Here is a 17,973-nt window from a genome sequence, read left to right on the forward strand (position 1 = left end):
GAGCGATGAGTGAGGTGCGGCCCCGCGAGCGCAGCGAGCCTCAGGGGTCGCGCCTCGCGAGGAGCGACGAAGCCGGGGGCGTGGAGCGCCGGGCCGCGTCGGAGCGAAGCGGAGACAAAGGTTAGGCGTTGCCGGCGACCCACTCGGCGTAGAAGATGCCCAGGCCGGCGGCGACGAAGAGGCCGCAGATGATCCAGAAGCGCATGACGATCGTGACCTGCGCCCAGTTCAGCAGCTCGAAGTGGTGGTGGATCGGCGACATCTTGAAGATGCGCTTGCCGTGGGTGAGCTTGAAGTAGCTGACCTGCATGACCACCGACATGACCTCGATGACGAGCAGCCCGCCGAGGATGATGAGCAGCAGCTCGGTGCGGGTGAAGATCGCCATGCCGGCCAGCGCCCCGCCCAGGGACAGCGACCCGGTGTCGCCCATGAAGATCTTCGCGGGCTCGGCGTTCCACCACAGGAACCCGAAGCACGCGCCGGCGAGCGCGACGGCGACCACGGCGAGGTCGTACGGGTCGCGCACCTCGTAGCACTTGGGCCCGGCCGAGGCGACGTAGGCGCAGGACTGGTTGTACTGCCAGATGTTGATGAGGGTGTACGCGCCGAAGATCATCACGCAGGCGCCGGACGCGAGCCCGTCGAGCCCGTCGGTGAGGTTCACCCCGTTGCTGGCCGCCGCGATCAGCAGGATCACCCACAGGACGACCAGCACCACGGGCAGCGCGAGCCAGGGGATGTCACGCAGGAACGAGATCGCCTGGGACGCGGGCCGGACGTTCCGCTCGTCGGGGAACTGCAGGGAGAGCAGCGCGAAGACGATGGCCACCAGCGACTGCCCGGCGATCTTGGCCTTGCTGCGCAGGCCCAGCGAGCGCTGCCGGCTGATCTTGATGAAGTCGTCGAGGAAGCCGACGACGCCGAGGCCCGTGAAGAGGAACAGCACCAGCAGCCCGGAGGCCGACGGCAGGGTCCAGGTGATGAGGTGGCTGACCGTGTAGGCGATCAGCACCGAGGCGATGATGACGAGCCCGCCCATGGTCGGGGTGCCCCGCTTGACGTGGTGCGAGGTCGGCCCGTCGTCGCGGATGAGCTGGCCGTAGCCCTTCTTGACCAGGACCTTGATGGCCAGCCGGGTGCCCAGCAGGGTGCCCAGGAGCGACAGGATCCCGGCGAGGAAGACGACCTTCACGCGCCGCCACCGGCCTCGGGAGACGTCGCACGCTCGCGGTCGGGTGCGCGCAGGATCTCGTCGGCCACGACGTCCAAGGCTAGGCCACGCGACGCCTTGACCAGGACGACGTCGCCGGGCAGGACGTCGGCGCGCACCCACGCCGCCGCCTCCGCGGCGGATCGGGCGACCCGCGCGCGACCGGGCTGGCCCTCGACGAGCAGCGGCGCGAACTCGCCCAGGGCGACGACCTCGTCGACCTCCGCGGCGGCCAGCTGAGCGGCGAGCGCGGCGTGCAGCGCGGGCGCCTCGGCGCCCAGCTCGAGCATGTCGCCGACGACCGCCCACGTACGCCCGCGCCCGCGGCCGAGCTCGGCGAGCGTGTCGACGGCGGCGGCCATCGAGGCCGGGTTGGCGTTGTAGCTGTCGTTGACGACGGTGACGCCGTCAGCTCGGTCGTCGACCTCCATCCGCCAGCGCGAGGCGGGTTCGGCGGCGCTGAGCGCGGTGGTGACGGTGGCGAGGTCGACACCCAGCGCGGTCGCCGCGGCCGCCGCGGCGGTGGCGTTGGCGACCTGGTGGCGGCCCGTGACGCGCAGCGCCACCGCACCCTGCTCGTCCTCACCGGCCGTGCGCACGTGCAGGGTGAACCGGTACCGGCCCCGGTCGTCGGCCCCCAGCCCGTCGGCCCACACGAGGTCGGGCTCGTCCGGCGCCGCAGGACGGCCCGCCTGGGGGTCGACGACCGCGAAGGGCAGCACGCGCGCCCGCGTGCGGGACCGCATGCCCCAGACCCGCGGGTCGTCGCGGTTGAGCACGGCGACCCCGTCCGCGCCGAGCGCCTCGACGAGCTCGCCCTTGGCCCGGGCGATCGCGTCCTGCCCACCGAACTCGCCCACGTGCGCGTGGCCGACGTTGAGCACGACCGCGACGTCGGGCGGGGCGATGCGGCAGAGGTACGCGACGTGGCCGATCCCCCGCGCGCCCATCTCGGCCACGAGGAAGCGCGTGGTGCGGTCGACCCGGGTGACGGTGAGGGGGACGCCGAGCTCGTTGTTCAGGTTGCCCGCCGGGGCCACGGTCGGCCCGGCGGCGGCCAGCACGGCCCCGAGCAGGTCCTTGGTCGACGTCTTGCCCTGCGACCCGGTCAGCCCGACCACCCGCAGGCCCTCGGGCCGGGACGGGGTCGCCCGGGTCCGGTCGACCACGTGCCGGGCGACGCGTCCGAAGGCCTCGAGCGGGTCCGCCACCACGAGCTGCGGCCCCGGTGCGTCCGGCACGACGTGCGCGACCAGCGCGGCGACGGCGCCCGCGGCGAAGGCCTGGCCGACGTACGCGTGCCCATCGACCCGCTCGCCGGGCAGCGCGACGAACAGCGAGCTGAGCGCGACGGCGCGGGAGTCGGCGGTGACGTGCGACGCCGCGCGGTCCAGGTCGACGGGGGCGCTGGAGGTCGGTTCGACGAGCGCGCCCAGGACCGCGGCCACCTCGCCCACGCGCAGCGGGATCACGGCGCCACCTCTCCGGTCGTCTGCTGGCGGGCCGCCCAGGCCTCGCGCACCACGTCGGCGTCGACGAAGGGGTGCACCACGCCGGCCACCTCCTGGCCGCGCTCGTGGCCCTTGCCCAGCACGAGGACGGCGTCGTCAGGCCCGGCCAGCGCCAGGGCGGTGGCGATCGCGCTCCGGCGGTCGCCGCCGTCGACGACCTCGACGGCGCGGCCGAGCGCTGACCGCGCCCCGGTGAGGACCTCCGCGCGGATCGCGGCCGGGTCCTCCCCGCGGGGGTTGTCGTCGGTGACGACGACGACGTCCGCCGACCAGGCGGCGGCGTGGCCCATCGGGCGGCGCTTGCCCGGGTCCCGGTCGCCGCCGGCCCCGAGCACCACGACGACGCGGTGGGTGTCGGACAGGGCGGCGACGGCCGCGGCCACCGCCTGCGGCGTGTGCGCGAAGTCGACGAAGACCGCGGGGGCCCCGTCGCCGAGGTCCACGCGCTGCATCCGGCCCGGCACCGAGGCGGTCTCGAGCCCGCGGCCGGCCGCGCCGAGGTCGCCGCCGCTCGCGGCCACCATCGCCAGGGCGGTGAGGGCGTTGCGCACGTTGTGCTCGCCGGGCAGCGGCAGCCAGGTCTCGAGCTCGCGGTCGCCGACCCGCACCCGCAGGCCGGACCGGCCCCGGTCGACGGGCCCCATCCGGACCGGGTGGACGTCGACGTCCCGGCCGAACCCCGTCGTCGTCACGGGCAGCCCGGCGGCGCGGGCCCGGCGCACGATCTCCGGGCCCCGCTCGTCGTCGAGGTTGACGACGGCGTGCCGGGCGCGCTCGGGCGTGAAGAGGGAGGCCTTCGCCTCGAAGTAGGACTCGACGTCGCCGTGGAAGTCGAGGTGGTCCTCGCCGAAGCCGGTGAACGCGGCGACGTCGAAGACGACCGCGTCGACCCGGCCCAGCACCAGCGCGTGCGAGGACACCTCCATGACCAGCGCCTGCGCGCCCCGCTCGACGAGGTGGCCGAGCAGGCCCTGGAGCTCCGGCGACTCCGGTGTCGTCACGGTCGTCCGGGAGCCGCCGAGGTCGTGGCCGTCGAGGCTGAAGCCGACGGTGCCGACCAGCCCCGTCGAGGTGCCCGCGGCCCGCAGCGCGGCGTCGAGCAGGTAGGCGGTCGTCGTCTTGCCCTGCGTACCCGTGATGCCGTACGTGGTGAGCGCGCAGGCCGGTTCGCCGTACACGCGCGCGGCCACCGGCGCCATCGCGCGACGCGCGTCGTCGACGACCGCGAGGGGTAGCACGCCGCCGGCCAGGTCCGCCCCGGCGGCGTCGGTGAGCAGCGCCACGGCCCCCGCGGCCGCTGCCTGCGCCGCGAAGGAGGCGCCGTGGTGGTGCCGGCCGGGCAGACCGACGAACAGGTCGCCCGGCTCGACCAGGCGCGCGTCCAGCGTGACCCCGGAGACCGCGACCGCGGCCGCGCCCGGGACGAGCGTGTCGAGCGCGACCGGGGTCACGCGTCGCGGCCGGAGCCCGGCCCCCGCTCTCCCTGACACCTCGACGACGTTAGTCGTCACGCCGCGGGCCCCGCGGATCGCCGACGTCGCTCGCTGCTCACCAGGTCGTGGGCTTCGGCTTGATCGGCTGCGCGTCCGGCGCGACCGAGAAGTGCGGCAGCGCGTACTTCATGACGTCGCGCCACACCGGGTTCGCCGTGCTCGTGCCGGTGTCGAAGCTGCCCTTGGGGTTGTTCATCACCACGTAGGTCAAGATCTCGGGGTCGTTCAGCGGGGCGAAGCCGACGAACGAGGTGACGTAGCCCTTGTAGCGGTGCAGCTCGGGGTCGGCGCGCTGGGCCGTACCGGTCTTGCCGCCGCTGGTCCAGTCGTCGAGGCGGAGGTTCTTCTGGCCGTTGTCGCTGTCCATGACCGCCTGCATGACGTCGCGGACCTGGGCCGACGCCTTGGCCGAGATGATCCGGCGCGGCTCGCGCTTGTCCAGGTCGACGGTGTTGCCGTCGGCGTCGGTCACCTGCGAGACCACCGTCGGCGGGTGGTAGATGCCGCCGTTCACGACACCGGAGATCGCCGCGGCCATCTGCACCGCGGTCACCGAGATGGCCTGGCCGAAGGCGACCTGGTCGCGCTGGATGTTGCTCATGTCCGGCGGCGGGATGATGCCGGCCGACTCGCCGGGGAGCTGGACGCCGGTCGTCGACCCGAGGCCGAACTTCACGTAGTAGTCGTGCAGCTGCTCACGGTTCATCTGGCGCGTCGCCAGCGCCATGCCGATGTTCGAGGACTGGGCGACCGCGCCGCGCACGCGGAGCCGGAGCGGGTCGCTGGTGTGCTGGAACGCGTCCTTGATCGACAGCGGCCCGGACTGCAGCCGGTACGGGATCGACAGGCGCGTCTCGGGGGTCGCGGCGCCGGAGTCGAAGAGCGCGGCGGAGGTGAGGACCTTCTCGACGCTGCCCGGCTCGTACGGCGAGGAGATCGCGTTGTTGCCGCGCGACTCGGTCGCCGCGGCCGAGGGGTCGGAGGAGTCGAAGGTCGGGGCGTTCGCCATGGCGAGCACCTCCCCGGTCTTGACGTTCATGACGATGGCCATGCCGTAGTCGGACTGCGTGCGCTGCACCTGGGTGGCCAGGCGCTGCTGGACCATCCACTGCAGCTCGGAGTCGATGCTGGAGCGGAAGTTCAGCCCGTTCTGGGCCGGGGTGACCGTGCTGTTGCCCAGCGGGATCTTGCTGCCGTTCGGCGCGCTCTCGTAGGTCTCGGTGCCCTCGACGCCCGAGAGCTCCTTGTTCATCGAGAGCTCGAGGCCGCCGAGCCCCTTGCCGTCGGCGCCGACGAAGCCGACCACCGACGAGCCGACCGCCCCGTCGGGGTAGGTGCGGATGGGGTCGGACTCGCGGAACACCCCGTAGATCCCGGCCTTGGCCAGGTCCGCGGCCAGGTTGGTGTACGTGAGCGCCGGCACCTTCTTCTTGAGGTAGACGAAGTGCGTGTCCGGCTTGGTGAGGAGCGGGACGAGCTGCTCGGGCGTCATCTGCAGGTACGGCGCGAGGATCCCCGCGACCTGCTGCGCCTTGGGCCCGACGAGCGTGGGGTCGGCGGTGACGGCGACGGCCGGCTGGGTGGACGCGAGCACCTGGCCGTTGCGGTCGGTGATCTCGCCGCGGGCGGGCAGCAGCGGGAGGGTCCGGGTGAGGGCGTCGATCGAGTCGGCGGTGTAGCGGGCGGAGTCGAAGCCCTGCAGCTGCAGGAGCCGACCGGCGCACAGCGACAGGCCCATGGCCATGATCACGAGGACCACGTGGACGCGGTGGGTCGAAGAGCCGAGCGGCACCCGGATCGCGGTGAGGGGCGTGCGCGGCACCGGGCGGCGCTGCGGGGCGGTGCGCGCCTTCGCCGGGGCGCGGCCGCCGGCCCCGCTGCGGGTCGCGGCGGGGCGCGGCGCGGACTGGGTGCGCGGACGCTCGCGGCTGCCGTCGCGCAGGATCCGCTCGCCGCGCCGGTGGGCCTCGCCCGACGACCCGGACGACCCCGCCGGGCGGCGGCGCGCCGGGTCGGTGCGCTGCCCGGAGGCGTCGGTCCGAGACGTGCGGCCGGCGGCGGGGTGCGGGCGGCGTTGCGGCATGCGGCGGCCTCTCAGCGGGTGGCGGGGGCGGTCTGCGGGGCGGTCTGCGCGGCGGGGTCGGCGCCGGCGAGGACCCCGGCGACCGCCAGGGCGGCGCCGTCGGCCGCCTGCTGCGACGCCTCCGACGTCTGCCGCGCGCCGGCCTTCTTCGCGGCCTCCTCGGCCGCGCGGTCGGCGGTCAGCCGCTCGGCGTTGCCCGGCGCGAGGTAGCGCATCTCGGTCCCCTTGGTCTTCTGCGGCTTGCCCTCGACGGTGCCGTCCGGCAGCACCAGGAACGCCGCGTGGACGTTGGGCCGCATCCCCTGGGCGTACGCCTTCTGCGCCAGCGAGGCGGGCGAGGAGACGGTCTGCAGCTGCGACTCGAGGTCATCCTGCACATACGTCAGCTGGCTGGCCTGGCTGCTGAGGCGGCGCGCCTCGAACTCCTGGTTCTGCAGGGTGGTGTTGAGCAGCAGCAGCCCGGCCATGCCGAGCCCGAAGGCCGCGATGAGCACGATCAGGAAGGGCAGCCGGGCCATCCGCCGCCCCGGGGTGGCCAGCGGCCGGAGCGCCGGTCGGGCGGTCTCCGGCTGCGGGCGGGCGTGCTTCTTGGCGGGTGCGGTCGTGAGTGCGCTCACGCGCTCACCTCCTGGTCTCGGGGGGTCGAGGATCGGTTTCGGGAGCGCCAGCGAGCGGAACTGCCGCGGGGGGTGCGGGGGGTCGTCCCCCCGAGGGATCGGTTTCGGGAGCGCCAGCGAGCGGAACCGCCGCGGGGGGTGCGGGGGGTCGTCCCCCCGAAGGGCGCGCTCGAGGATCGAAGACGCGGACGGCGCCGCGCAGGCGTGCGGACGCGGCACGGGGGTTGGCGGCGACCTCGGCCTCGCCGGGCCGGTCGGCGCCGCGGGTCAGCAGGCGCAGCTCGGGCTTGAGCTCGTCGGGGACGACGGGCAGGCCGCGCGGCGCCCGGTCGGCGGCACCGGCGGCGAGGACCTGCTTGACCAGCCGGTCCTCGAGCGAGTGGTAGGCCAGCACGGCGATCCGGCCGTCGAGCGCGAGCGCGGAGACGGCGCTCGGCAGCACCGACTCGAGCGCGGCGAGCTCGCCGTTGACCTCGATGCGCAGCGCCTGGAACGTCCGCTTGGCGGGGTGGCCGCCGGACTTCTGCGAGGCCATCGGCACCGCGGCGCGCAGGAGCTCCACGAGCCGGCCCGAGCGCTCGAACGGCTCGACCTCGCGGGCCTCGACGACCCGGCGGGCGATGCGGTCGGCGAAGCGCTCCTCGCCGTAGCGGCGCAGCACCCGAGCGAGCTCGCGCGCGCCGTAGGTGTTGAGCACCTCGGCGGCGGTCGGACCCGTACGGCCCATGCGCATGTCGAGCGGGGCGTCGGCGGCGTAGGCGAAGCCCCGCTCCGCGGAGTCGATCTGCAGCGACGACAGCCCCAGGTCGAGCAGCACGGCCTGCACCCGCGGGTGCCCGACCCGCTCCAGCACCTCGGGGAGCTCGTCGTAGACGGCCTCGACGAGGGTGACGCGGTCGCCGTACGGCGCGAGCCGCTCCCCCGCCAGGGCCAGGGCCTGCGGGTCTCGGTCGAGACCGACGAGCCGGGCCTGCGGGCAGGCCTCGAGCAGCGCGGCCGAGTGGCCGCCGAGGCCGAGGGTGCCGTCGACGACGACGGGGGCGGGGTGCTCCGGCGTGGGCTGCAGGGCCGGGACGAGCAGCGCCAGGACCTCGTCGAGCATCACCGGCACGTGCCGAGGGGTCGCCGGGGCGGGCGCGTGGGGGGAGGTGGCTTCCCCGCCCTCGTGCTCCGTCATGTCCGACCCTGACCTCGACCCTGCCCTGCCGTGCGCGCTGTCCTGCTCCGTGCCCTGCGCGGGACGTGCCGGGTGGTTCCAACCCGAGGCCTGGCGGCGACCTGGCACCGGGGAAGGGGTGCCAGGGCGCCGGCCTGCGGGTTGAAGCCGCTCGGCACGTCCTGCTCCTGCTGGTCCTGCTGGTCCTGCTCGCTGCCTGCCGCGGTGGATGAGGGGGGAAGTCCTCAGACGCCGGGGAAGACCACGTCGTCCAGGTCGGCGAACGCCGACTCCTTGCTCGCCTCGTACGCCGTCCAGGCCGCGGCGTCCCACACCTCCACGCGGTTGATCGCCCCGACGACGACGCAGTCGCGCTCGAGACCGGCGTACGCCCGCAGGTGCTGCGGGATCGTGACGCGGCCCTGCTTGTCCGGCGTCTCGTCCGACGCCCCCGACGCGAGCATGCGTTGGTAGTCGCGGACCTGCTGGCTGGACGAGGCGCCTCGTACGCCCTGCACCAGCTCGGCGAAGGTCGCGACGGGCCAGATGGCCAGGCAGCGCTCCTGGAAGCGAGTGATCACCAGGCCCTCCGCCAGCTCGTCGCGGTACTTCGCCGGGAGGATCAGCCGGCCCTTCTCGTCGAGCTTCGGAGTGTGGGTCCCGAGGAACACGGGCCCGCCTCCTTCACTCCCCGACCAGGGCCGAAGTCACCGCTGACCTCCACTGCGTGCCACTTTACTCCACTTTCCCCCACAGCGCCCCTCCTGATGGGCGCGGCGCTCCCCGGACCGCCTGCCGCCAGCGGCACCGGGCACACGCCGAGGCGCCGCGTGCACAGCGGCACCCCTGCGGGCGGTGCCGGCTGCGCAGCGGGTGCCCGGCGGCCAGGACCCGCGCGGTGGGGCGTGGTGGAGGCACGCGGGAGCGACGGGCGCCGCGAACCGGTCGGAGATCGTCCCGGTCGTGGACTTTCCGTCGCGCCGACCAGGTTTCGGGCGCGCGCATACGATGAGCGGGCACGGCACGAGGGGGCGCCTGAGCGTCCGCGGGCCTGCGCGCGAGCACGGCAGGAGACCCGTCGGGACCCGTCCCGCTGCCGTCGGACGGGGACGAAGGGGAGGCCCGTGAGCCTGAGCGTCGACACCGGCACGCGTCCGGACGAGGGTGCCGAGCCCGAGCTGTCGGTCGCGCACGTCGTCGAGGTCATGGGCCGCGTCCGTGCGGCCATCGAGCAGGTCATCGAGGGCAAGCGCGAGGCCGTCGACCTCGCCCTGGTCGTGCTGCTGGCCGAGGGCCACCTGCTCGTCGAGGACGTGCCCGGCGTCGGCAAGACGATGCTGGCCAAGGCCATCGGGCGTTCGATCGACTGCTCGGTCCGCCGGGTGCAGTTCACGCCCGACCTGCTCCCCAGCGACATCACCGGCGTCTCGATCTGGAACTCCGAGACGCGCGACTTCGAGTTCAAGCCGGGCGGCATCTTCGCCAACGTCGTCGTCGGCGACGAGATCAACCGGGCCTCGCCCAAGACCCAGTCGGCGCTGCTGGAGTCCATGGAGGAGCGGCAGGTGAGCGTCGACGGCACGACCTACCTGCTCGACGCCCCGTTCATGGTCGTCGCCACGCAGAACCCGATCGAGATGGAGGGCACCTACCCCCTCCCCGAGGCGCAGCGCGACCGCTTCCTGGCCCGCCTGCGGATGGGCTACCCGACGCCGGACGCCGAGCTGGACATGCTCGACTCGCACGGGTCCTCCGACCCGCTGTCGCGGCTGGGCCCCGTCACCGACGCCGCGACCGTCCGCGGCCTGATCCGCGCGGTCGCCGAGGTGTTCGTGGCGCCGGCCGTCAAGCACTACCTGGTCTCCGTCGTCGGCGCGACGCGCACCTCGCGCGACCTGCGACTCGGCGCCTCGCCGCGCGCCAGCCTGCAGCTGCTGCGGGCGGTGCGGGCGTACGCCGCCCTCCAGGGCCGCGACTACGTGACCCCCGACGACGTCCAGGCGCTGGCCGTCCCCGTCCTCGCCCATCGCGTGCTGCTCTCCACCCACGCGCAGCTGGCCCGCCGCAGCGCGGAGGAGGTCATCCACCGCGCCGTCGCCGAGGTGCGCGTGCCCGACCGCGCCCCGGCCCGCTGAGCCGGAGGCGTTCGAGCCCATGCGCCGCGTCTGGGGCGTGCTGACCGCACGCGGCCGCTGGCTGGTCGCGACCGGCCTGGTGGTGCTGGTGGCGGCGATGGTCACGGGGCAGCGCGACGTGATGCGGGTGGGGCTGCTGCTGCTCGCCCTCCCGCTCGTCGGCCTCGTGCTCGTGCTGCGGGCTCGGCTGAAGATGTCGGCCGAACGTTCCGTGGAGCCCGCCCAGGTCGCGCTCGGCACGCCGATGCACGGCCGCATCACCCTCGGGCACGACTCGCTGCTGCCGGCCGCGCTGCTGGAGCTCGAGGACCAGGTGCCGGCCGAGCTCGGCCAGCCGCCGCGCTTCCTCGTCGACGAGGCCAGCTCGCGGTGGGAGCGGACGGTGGAGTACCCCCTCCTCGGGCGGGCTCGCGGGCACTACCGCACGGGTCCCCTGATGGTGCGCACGACCGACCCCTTCGGCCTGGTCCGGCTCGACCGCCGGTTCACCGCGACCAGCGAGGTGGTCGTCACCCCGCAGGTCCACGACCTCGGGCGCGCGACCGGCGGCGGCACCGGCGGCAGCGCCGGGGAGGCGCAGCCGCGGCGGCTCGGCGTCAGCGGGGCGGACGACGTGCTCGTGCGCGAGTACCGCCAGGGCGACGACGTGCGCCGCATCCACTGGCGCTCCACCGCCCGGTCCGGCGAGCTGATGGTGCGCCGCGAGGAGCAGGCGGTCGACCCCACCACCACCGTGCTGCTCGACGTCCGGGCGACGGCCCACGCCGGCCGCGGGGTGCACCACTCCCTGGAGTGGGCCGTCTCGGCCGTGGCGTCGGTGGGCCTGCGCCTGCTCGAGGACGGCTACTCCGTCGACGTGAGCACTACCGACGGCCCGCTCCAGACGGCCTCCGGCGCCGCCGGCCCGGTCGCCGCCGACGTCCTCCTGCAGCAGCTCACCGACCTGCAGCCCAGCCGCGACCGCGGGCTCGGGCACCTGCTCGGCGCCCTCGAGGGCGAGCGGGGCGAGCAGCTCGTCGTGGCGGTCGTCGGCCGGCTCACGCCGGAGGAGGCGTACGCGGTCGCCGGGCTGAAGCGGCAGCGGGCGACGGGGCTGGCGATGGTGCTCGACGTGGGCTCCTGGACCGACGGCGCGCGGGCGCAGCCCGCCGACGGCGCGGTCGTCGAGGGCCCTGCCGCGAAGGCCGCGGAGATCCTGGCCGACCAGCAGTGGCGGGTCGTCGTGGTCGACGCGACGACGAGCGTCCCGCAGGCCTGGTCCGCCCTCGAACGAGCGGCGGTGCCGGCATGAGCACGCGACCCAGGAGCACCCCGTGATGCGCCCCGACGCCCGGCTCACCCTGGCGACGGTCGTCGCCATGGTGCTGGCCACCTTCACCGTGCTGCCGCTGACCAGCGACCGCACGTTCCTGCCGGTGACCTGGCTCGGCACCGCCCTCGTGTGCGTGCTCGGCCTGGTGCTCCGGCGCTTCAAGGCCGGCGCCGCCCTCGCCTTCGCGGCCCAGCTCCTGGGCGTGGTCCTCGGGTCGCTGGTGCTGGCCTACCTGCTGAGCGGTGACGCCGAGCTGCTGGTGCGCTACCCCCGGCTCTGGGCGCGGGGCGTGCTGCACATGCAGACGCAGAGCTCGCCCATGGCCCCCGACCCGGGGGTCCTGCTGATCTTCGCCACGACGATCTGCCTCGTCGCGGCGCTCGCCGACCTGGTGGTCTCCGGGCTCGACCGCCCGGCCTGGGCGGTGGCCCCGCTCGCCACCCTGTTCGCCGTGCCGGCGCTCGGGCTCGGCTTCGACACCGGGATCGTCAGCTTCGCCTGCCTGGCCCTGGGCTACCTCGCGGTGCTCGTGGCCGACGGCCTCAACCAGGCCTCCGCCTGGAACCGGGGGCTGAGCGCCGACTCCTCCCAGCGCTCCTCGTTCCGCACGGGGGCGACCGGCACCCGCCGCCGTTCCACGGCGGGTCCGGCCGTGTGGCGGGCCGCCGGGCTGCTCGCGGCCCCGGCCCTCGTCCTGGCGCTGGTCCTGGGCGTGCTGCTCCCGACGATCAGCCTGCCCGGCATCGGGATCGGGCGCGGGTTCGGCGGCAACGGGCCCCTCCAGCTCACCAACCCGAGCCTGGACCTCAAGCGCAACCTGAACCAGCCGACCAACCGCGTGGTGCTGCGCTACACCACGGACAAGCCCGGCGGGGTCTACCTCCGGATGGCCGCGCTCCCCCAGTTCTCCGCGGCGGGCTTCGACAACGCGGCGATCCGGCTCAACAAGGGCACCAACCTCTCGGAGCCGCCCGGCTACACCGGCCCCGCCCCCCAGGTGCGGACCACCCGCATCACCTCTCTCGACTTCTCCTCGCAGTACCTGCCCGCCCCCTACGCCGCCCGCGACTTCACCGCGGCCGGGGACTGGAGCTTCAACGCCGAGTCGCTGACCGTCGTCAACAGCGACAACAAGGCCGACGTCCTGACCGACCTGAGCTACGAGGTCCGCAGCTGGGACATCGCACCGGACGCGGCCGACCTCGCGCGCGCCGCCGCGGGCTCCCCGTCCGACGGCGACGTCACCTCCGAGGTCCCCGCGGACCTGCCGCCGGAGCTGGTTGACCTGAGCCGGCGGGTCACCCGGGGCGCCGACACCCCGTACGCGAAGGCGGCGGCGATCCAGGCCTACCTGCGCGACCCGGACAACTTCACCTACGACACCCAGCAGCGGCCCGGCAACGGCTACCAGGCGCTGGTCAACTTCCTCACCGTGGACCGCCGCGGCTACTGCGAGCAGTTCGCCAGCGCGATGGCGATGATGGCCCGCGTCAACGGCATCCCCGCGCGGGTGGCCGTCGGGTTCCTGCCGGGCACCCAGACCGCGTCCGGCTACGACGTCTACGTCCGTGACATGCACGCCTGGCCCGAGCTCTACTTCGCCGGCTACGGCTGGGTGCGCTTCGAGCCGACGCCGGGCGTCCAGACCGGGTCGCCGCCGCCGTGGACGGTGCCGTCGTCGGACGCCAGCTCGACGCCCGAGAGCACGGAGGCGTCCAGCGCACCGAGCACGCAGGCCCCGAGCACCGAGGCGTCGCCGCAGACGCTTCCCGACCAGGCACCGGTCGAGCCCACCGCCACGACCACCTCGATCTCGTGGCGAGGTGTGGGCGTGGCCGCCGGCGCGGTCGTGCTGCTGCTCCTGCTGGCCGCGCCCGCGGCCATCCGCGTACGCCGACGCCGAGCCCGCCTGGCCGGCGAGGGACCGACCGACGACCAGGTCGAGGCGGCCTGGGCCGAGCTGCGCGACACGGTGCTCGACTTCGGCGGCACCTGGCCCGAGGGGACGCCGCGAGCGGTGGGCCGCGAGCTGGGTCAGCGTCTCGAGGCGGCCGACCGCGAGGACCTGGGCCGGGTGGCCACGCTCGTCGAGCGCGCCCGCTACGCCCCGAGCCTCGGCGACCCCGCGTCGGCGCGCGACCTGCCGGAGACCACGGCGTCGCTGCGCCAGGCGATCAGCGCACCGGCGGGCCCGTGGCAGCGGGCGCGGGCGTTCCTCGTGCCCAGCTCGCTCTTCCGCCGCCGACACTGAGGTCCCGCGGCCGCACCGACGGGCGGCGTCAGCCGGGCTGCCAGGCGAGCTGGACCACCCGACCGACCGCGCTCGGGACGACCTGGTCGGCGACCACGTCGTAGAGGACGAGCCCGTCGGCGCCGCTGAGGGCGAGCCAGCGGTCGGACAGCCAGGCCGCCCCGCTCGCCCGGCCCGGGAACGTCCGCAGCGGCTGCTCGGCGTCGAGCGCCCGGACCTCGACCACCGGTTCGTCGTCCTTCGGACGTGACAGCAGCACGAAGCGGTTGCCGGGCGACAGCGCCGCGTCGTGCGCGGCCGAGCTCGGGAGCGGCGGGGACACCACCTGGCGCGTCCGCTCGGGCCCGGCACGGAGCACCGTCGTGCAGGTCCCCCCGACGCCGCGCTGGACGAGGTAGCCGTCCGGCCCGCTCGCCACGACGACGCCGGGGTCCGCGCGGGTCTCGGCGCCGGCGACCGTACGCGGGAAGGCCGGGCGCGCCGTCCCATCGGCCTCCACCAGGAGGCCGCCCGCCCCGTCGCCGCGCAGCTGCCCGGCGACGACGACGGTGGCGCGCTCGGCTCCCTGGGCGTCGCCCAGGCGCCAGCGGGTCGGACCCGTTCCCGAGCCCACGCGGGCGGCCCAGGTCCCCGTGCGTCCGGCGGGGAGGAAGCGGTTGGCGCCGGCGAAGACGCCACCCGGGGTCGTGCCCACGTCGAGCCCGAAGCGCAGGAGGCGCGTCCGCCGACCGTCGGGGTGCCACACGAGCAGCCCGTCGGGCGTCTCCGTGAGCCGCACGTCGTGACCCGTCGCGCGCAGCCCGGTGCTGGTCACCAGCCCGGAGGCGGCGTCCACCGCCAGGACCGTGCCTCCGACGGCGACGTAGAGCGTGCCCCGCCCGGCGTGGAGGTCGGCGGGCCAGGCGCGGTCGCCCACGCCGGCGCCGGGCTCGCTGGCCGGAGGCGACGGGGTCGTCGTCGCGGACGAGGTCGGGTCGGGGCGTGAGCCCGACCCACCGCCGTCCGGCGGGCCGAGCACCCGCAGGGCCAGGAGCGCGACCAGGCCCGCGACGAGCGCCAGCAGCGGACGCAGCGGCCCACGTCGGTGAGGGCGGCCGACCTCGAGGCGCTCGGGTCCGTCCACCGCCTCAGCATCGGCCGCGGACCGCGCCACGAGCGTCGGGCTGCGGCTCCGGGCTCAGGTGGGCGACCAGACCAGCTGCTGCACCGTCGAACCGAGGTCCAGGTGGGGGCGGACGACCTCGTCCCCCGTGGCGTCGTAGAGGACCACCGTGCCGCTGGAGGACACGAGGGCGACCCAGTGGTCGGAGGTCCAGGCGGCGCTGCCGCCGGCCGGGCCGTCCTCCATGAACGACTCGAGCACGCGGGGCGAGTCGATCGCGCGCACCTGGACCGCGCCGGCCGGTTCGCCGAGGACCGTGAGGGTGACGAACCGGTTGGCCGGCGAGAGGGTGCCCGGGTTGGAGTCCATCGGCGGGGCGAGCCCGACCTCGACGGGGTCGGCACCCGCCCGGTGCAGCAGCGCCGTGCACTGCCCGTCGTCGGTGCAGGTCCGCGACAGGTAGCCGTCGCGCCCCGTGGCGAGCAGCTCGCCGGCCACGAGGGTGTCGTCATGGCGGGGCTGCACCGGCCGGAACCCGTCCTCGAGGACGCCGAGCAGCCCGCCGGCCCCGTCCGCGGTGGCCCGGCCCGGCACCTGGGTCCTCGCCGCGACCCGGCCCTGCGTGTCCACCAGCCTCCAGGTGGTCACGCCGGAGCCGCTCGCCCTGGTCGCCGAGGCCCAGACGGACCCGTCCGGGCCCGGAAGGAAGGCGGCCCCCCGGCGCAGCGCGCCCCGGACCATGCGTACGTCGTCCGCGCCGGGTCCCAGGAGCCGCTTGTCGGCACCGTTCCTGAGCCAGACGAGCACGCCGCCGCGGACCGGGGTCAGGACGGTGTCGATGGCGTCGAGGCGGACGCCCGTGCTGGCGACCGCGCCGCTGGCCACGTCGATGCGGTGCACCTCGCCGTTCGCCAGCGCGTACAGGGTGCCGCTGCCGGCCTCACCCCCGCCGGGCCACGTGGTCCGCTCCGGCCGGGACGGGGCGGCGACCGGAGAACCGGCCCCGGCCTGCGGTGTCGGCGCTCCGTCGGCCAGGCGCACGACGCCGGCCACGACCAGGAGGACGACGAGGCCGACCGCGACCCAGACGTTCCGGCGCAACGGCGGATGTTCCTCGACGTCGAGGTCCTCCATCGCCGAAGCGTCTCGCCGAACCGTGCCCGGGCACAGGTACGCGTTCGATCACCCCGAAGACGCAAGAACGGCGGACGCGCTGAGCGCGTCCGCCGTCCGGAAGGTCTGGGTGAGAGTTACAGGCCCTCGTCGCGCCGCTTGCGCCAGCGCTCCTCCATCTTGTCCATGAAGCCCTGGCCGCTCGGGGCGCGGCTGCCCTGGCTGGTCTTGGCCCGGTCGAGCCGGTCGCCCGCCTCGACGGCGGAGCCGACGTGCTGCCAGGACAGGATCGCCACGACGGCGGCGGCAACCATGATCACGAAGCCGAGCACGCTCAGCGCGATGTAGCCCCGGGTGCCGGTCGCGAGGTAGAGGCCCACGACGAGAAGGACGAGCCCGCCGAAGAACGCGACCCCCGCGAGGGCGGCGCGACGGCGGTGGACGCGGCGTGTGCCGGTCCCGCGCATGGCGTTGACGAGCTTGGGGTCCTCGGCCGCCAGGGCGGCCTCCATCTGCTCGAGAAGCCGCTGCTCCTCGTTCGAGAGGGCCATCGGCCACCTCCACCCGTCACGTGATCAACACTGCGGCCATCCTACGTGCCCGACGAGGAGTGGAGAGGGGTGCGTTCGTATCGATACGAACCCGCCGCGACGCCGTCGTCCTGCACTTCAGAGCCCGCGCTCACCGCTGCGGGCCTCGCCAGTGTAGGCGGGCGTCAGGTCGCACGGAACAGCCCCAGCGAATTGGCCTCCGCGACGCTCGTCGCACTGCGCCGACCCCCGAGGACGGCGCGTCGGACGGCCCCCGGGCCGAAGCGCGCGACCGTGGCGTCGACGGCGTGCTCGGCCTCGCGCCAGCCGAACTCGGGGTCGGTCAGCTGGGGCTGCCGGTGGGCCCGGGACGCGTCGACCAGCCCCTCCATCCGCACGCCCACGCGGCGGATCCGGGCCCGGTCGAGGCCGAGCCGGTCGTAGGTGCCCATGACGGCGGCGTGGATCTCCTCACCCACGTCGGTGGGGCTGTCGATCGTCACCGCCCGGTTGATCTCGCGGAAGTCGGCGAAGCGCAGGCAGAGCACCACGGTGCGGCCGAGCACGCCCTGCTTGCGCATCCGGCGCGCGGTCTTGTCGGCCATCCGGAGCAGCTCGCGCGACACGACGTCGCGCCGGTCGGTGTCGAGCGACAACGTCTCCTGGGACCCGACGCTGCGCTCCCGCGTCCAGGGCACGACCGTCCGGGCGTCACGCCCCCAGGCCAGCGAGCGCAGGCCGGCGCCCGCGTTCGGTCCGAAGACGGGGCGCAGCGCGCGGACGTCGGCGTGCGCGAGGTCGCCGACCGTCTCGATGCCCAGGCGGTGCAGCTTGGCCGCCGTCGCGGCCCCGACGCCCCACATCGCCTCGACGGGCAGCGGGTGCAGGAACTCGGTGACCCCGTCCGCGGGCACCTCGACGAGCCCGTCGGGCTTGGCCGCGCGCGAGGCGACCTTGGCCACGAACTTGCTCGGCCCGATCCCCACCGAGCAGGTGATGTGCTGCTCGTCGGCGACCGTGGCCCGCAGCCGCTCCCCCATCGCCACGGCCGAGCCGTGCATGCGCAGCGCCCCGGTGACGTCGATGAACGCCTCGTCGACCGACGCAGACTCCACCACGGCGCTCACCGAGCTGAAGATCTCGACGATCGCCTTGGACACGGCGACGTAGCTGTCGAAGTCGGGGGGCAGGAACGTCGCGTTCGGCGCCAGCCGCCGGGCCTCGCCCGACGACATGCCCGAGCGCACGCCGCGGGCCCGCGCCTCGTAGGTGCACGACAGGACGACGCCGCGCCCCTCGCCGCCGACGACGACCGGCGTGCCCCGCAGCTCCGGGCGGCTGCGCAGCGCGACCGACGCGTAGAACGCGTCCATGTCGACGTGCATGATCGTGCGCGTCACGCGGGTGCGCCACCGGCGTCGTATTCGAACACGTGTTCCAGGCTAGCCCGCCCCACC

At 74.9% G+C, this 17,973-nt stretch carries 14 protein-coding genes; 3 read left to right on the plus strand and 11 right to left on the minus strand.

Going from position 1 to position 17,973, the window contains the following annotated elements; genetic code table 11:
* Positions 1 to 121: 121 nt before the first annotated feature.
* The 7 genes from mraY to mraZ all read right to left on the minus strand — a co-directional run bounded on the left by mraY (position 122) and on the right by mraZ (position 8,744).
* Positions 122 to 1,195, minus strand: a complete 1,074-nt coding sequence (gene mraY / locus BMY04_RS11935) for a phospho-N-acetylmuramoyl-pentapeptide-transferase (protein WP_091180305.1) — start codon at positions 1,193 to 1,195, stop codon at positions 122 to 124.
* Entirely contained in the window at positions 1,192 to 2,685 is a 1,494-nt protein-coding gene (locus tag BMY04_RS11940) for a UDP-N-acetylmuramoyl-tripeptide--D-alanyl-D-alanine ligase (protein ID WP_091180308.1), read from the minus strand. The genes mraY and BMY04_RS11940 overlap by 4 nt, the downstream gene beginning before the upstream one ends.
* Positions 2,682 to 4,214, minus strand: a complete 1,533-nt coding sequence (locus BMY04_RS11945) for a UDP-N-acetylmuramoyl-L-alanyl-D-glutamate--2,6-diaminopimelate ligase (protein WP_232506316.1) — start codon at positions 4,212 to 4,214, stop codon at positions 2,682 to 2,684. Before BMY04_RS11945 ends, BMY04_RS11940 begins: the two co-directional genes overlap by 4 nt.
* A 58-nt stretch (positions 4,215 to 4,272) precedes the next feature.
* Positions 4,273 to 6,300, minus strand: a complete 2,028-nt coding sequence (locus BMY04_RS11950; RefSeq protein ID WP_091180313.1) for a peptidoglycan D,D-transpeptidase FtsI family protein — start codon at positions 6,298 to 6,300, stop codon at positions 4,273 to 4,275.
* 11 nt (positions 6,301 to 6,311) lie between these two features.
* Entirely contained in the window at positions 6,312 to 6,917 is a 606-nt protein-coding gene (locus BMY04_RS11955) for a cell division protein FtsL (RefSeq protein ID WP_091180316.1), read from the minus strand.
* 4 nt (positions 6,918 to 6,921) lie between these two features.
* Positions 6,922 to 8,094: a 16S rRNA (cytosine(1402)-N(4))-methyltransferase RsmH gene (gene rsmH, locus BMY04_RS11960; RefSeq protein ID WP_091180319.1), complete on the minus strand. Its 1,173-nt coding sequence runs from the start codon at positions 8,092 to 8,094 to the stop codon at positions 6,922 to 6,924.
* A gap of 224 nt (positions 8,095 to 8,318) precedes the next feature.
* Positions 8,319 to 8,744 (minus strand): division/cell wall cluster transcriptional repressor MraZ, encoded by a 426-nt coding sequence (gene mraZ, locus BMY04_RS11965; RefSeq protein ID WP_091180325.1) that lies wholly within the window; start codon positions 8,742 to 8,744, stop codon positions 8,319 to 8,321.
* Between the two features lie 534 nt (positions 8,745 to 9,278).
* On the opposite strand from mraZ, the gene BMY04_RS11970 reads away from it, so the two are divergent.
* Genes BMY04_RS11970 through BMY04_RS11980 form a run of 3 tightly spaced genes read left to right on the plus strand, consistent with a single transcriptional unit; the run spans position 9,279 to position 13,771 of the window.
* The gene (locus BMY04_RS11970; protein ID WP_091180756.1) at positions 9,279 to 10,208 is read left to right on the plus strand and encodes an AAA family ATPase; all 930 of its coding nucleotides are present in this window, start codon (positions 9,279 to 9,281) and stop codon (positions 10,206 to 10,208) included.
* A 19-nt stretch (positions 10,209 to 10,227) separates the two neighbouring features.
* Positions 10,228 to 11,499: a DUF58 domain-containing protein gene (locus BMY04_RS11975; protein ID WP_091180328.1), complete on the plus strand. Its 1,272-nt coding sequence runs from the start codon at positions 10,228 to 10,230 to the stop codon at positions 11,497 to 11,499.
* 25 nt (positions 11,500 to 11,524) lie between these two features.
* Positions 11,525 to 13,771 carry a transglutaminase TgpA family protein gene (locus tag BMY04_RS11980; RefSeq protein ID WP_232506349.1) on the plus strand — a complete coding sequence of 749 codons (2,247 nt, stop codon included), beginning with the start codon at positions 11,525 to 11,527 and terminating at the stop codon, positions 13,769 to 13,771.
* 28 nt (positions 13,772 to 13,799) lie between these two features.
* Here BMY04_RS11980 and BMY04_RS11985 read toward each other — a convergent pair whose 3' ends face one another.
* The 4 genes from BMY04_RS11985 to dinB all read right to left on the minus strand — a co-directional run bounded on the left by BMY04_RS11985 (position 13,800) and on the right by dinB (position 17,916).
* A complete protein-coding gene (locus tag BMY04_RS11985) occupies positions 13,800 to 14,894 on the minus strand; it encodes a hypothetical protein (protein WP_091180335.1) in 1,095 nt (364 codons plus the stop codon).
* 54 nt (positions 14,895 to 14,948) lie between these two features.
* On the minus strand, positions 14,949 to 16,007 hold the full coding sequence (locus tag BMY04_RS11990) for a hypothetical protein (RefSeq protein WP_091180340.1): 1,059 nt from the start codon (positions 16,005 to 16,007) through the stop codon (positions 14,949 to 14,951).
* 116 nt (positions 16,008 to 16,123) lie between these two features.
* Complete coding sequence (locus BMY04_RS11995; protein ID WP_091180344.1) at positions 16,124 to 16,537, minus strand: DUF3040 domain-containing protein; 414 nt, start codon at positions 16,535 to 16,537, stop codon at positions 16,124 to 16,126.
* Between the two features lie 164 nt (positions 16,538 to 16,701).
* Positions 16,702 to 17,916 carry a DNA polymerase IV gene (gene dinB / locus BMY04_RS12000; protein WP_232506320.1) on the minus strand — a complete coding sequence of 405 codons (1,215 nt, stop codon included), beginning with the start codon at positions 17,914 to 17,916 and terminating at the stop codon, positions 16,702 to 16,704.
* Between the last annotated feature and the right edge of the window lie 57 nt (positions 17,917 to 17,973).

This window comes from Microlunatus flavus (assembly GCF_900110855.1).
GTDB classification, from domain to species: domain Bacteria; phylum Actinomycetota; class Actinomycetes; order Propionibacteriales; family Propionibacteriaceae; genus Microlunatus; species Microlunatus flavus.

What these genes read in the sequence shown, in the direction of transcription:
- BMY04_RS11980 (WP_232506349.1), top strand. Translation starts at nt 11,525, where the DNA reads ATGCGCCCCGACGCCCGGCTCACCCTGGCGACGGTCGTCGCCATGGTG.
- BMY04_RS11975 (WP_091180328.1), top strand. Translation starts at nt 10,228, where the DNA reads ATGCGCCGCGTCTGGGGCGTGCTGACCGCACGCGGCCGCTGGCTGGTC.
- BMY04_RS11990 (WP_091180340.1), bottom strand. Translation starts at nt 16,007, where the DNA reads ATGGAGGACCTCGACGTCGAGGAACATCCGCCGTTGCGCCGGAACGTC.
- BMY04_RS11970 (WP_091180756.1), top strand. Translation starts at nt 9,279, where the DNA reads ATGGGCCGCGTCCGTGCGGCCATCGAGCAGGTCATCGAGGGCAAGCGC.
- BMY04_RS11950 (WP_091180313.1), bottom strand. Translation starts at nt 6,300, where the DNA reads ATGCCGCAACGCCGCCCGCACCCCGCCGCCGGCCGCACGTCTCGGACC.
- rsmH (WP_091180319.1), bottom strand. Translation starts at nt 8,094, where the DNA reads ATGACGGAGCACGAGGGCGGGGAAGCCACCTCCCCCCACGCGCCCGCC.
- BMY04_RS11995 (WP_091180344.1), bottom strand. Translation starts at nt 16,537, where the DNA reads ATGGCCCTCTCGAACGAGGAGCAGCGGCTTCTCGAGCAGATGGAGGCC.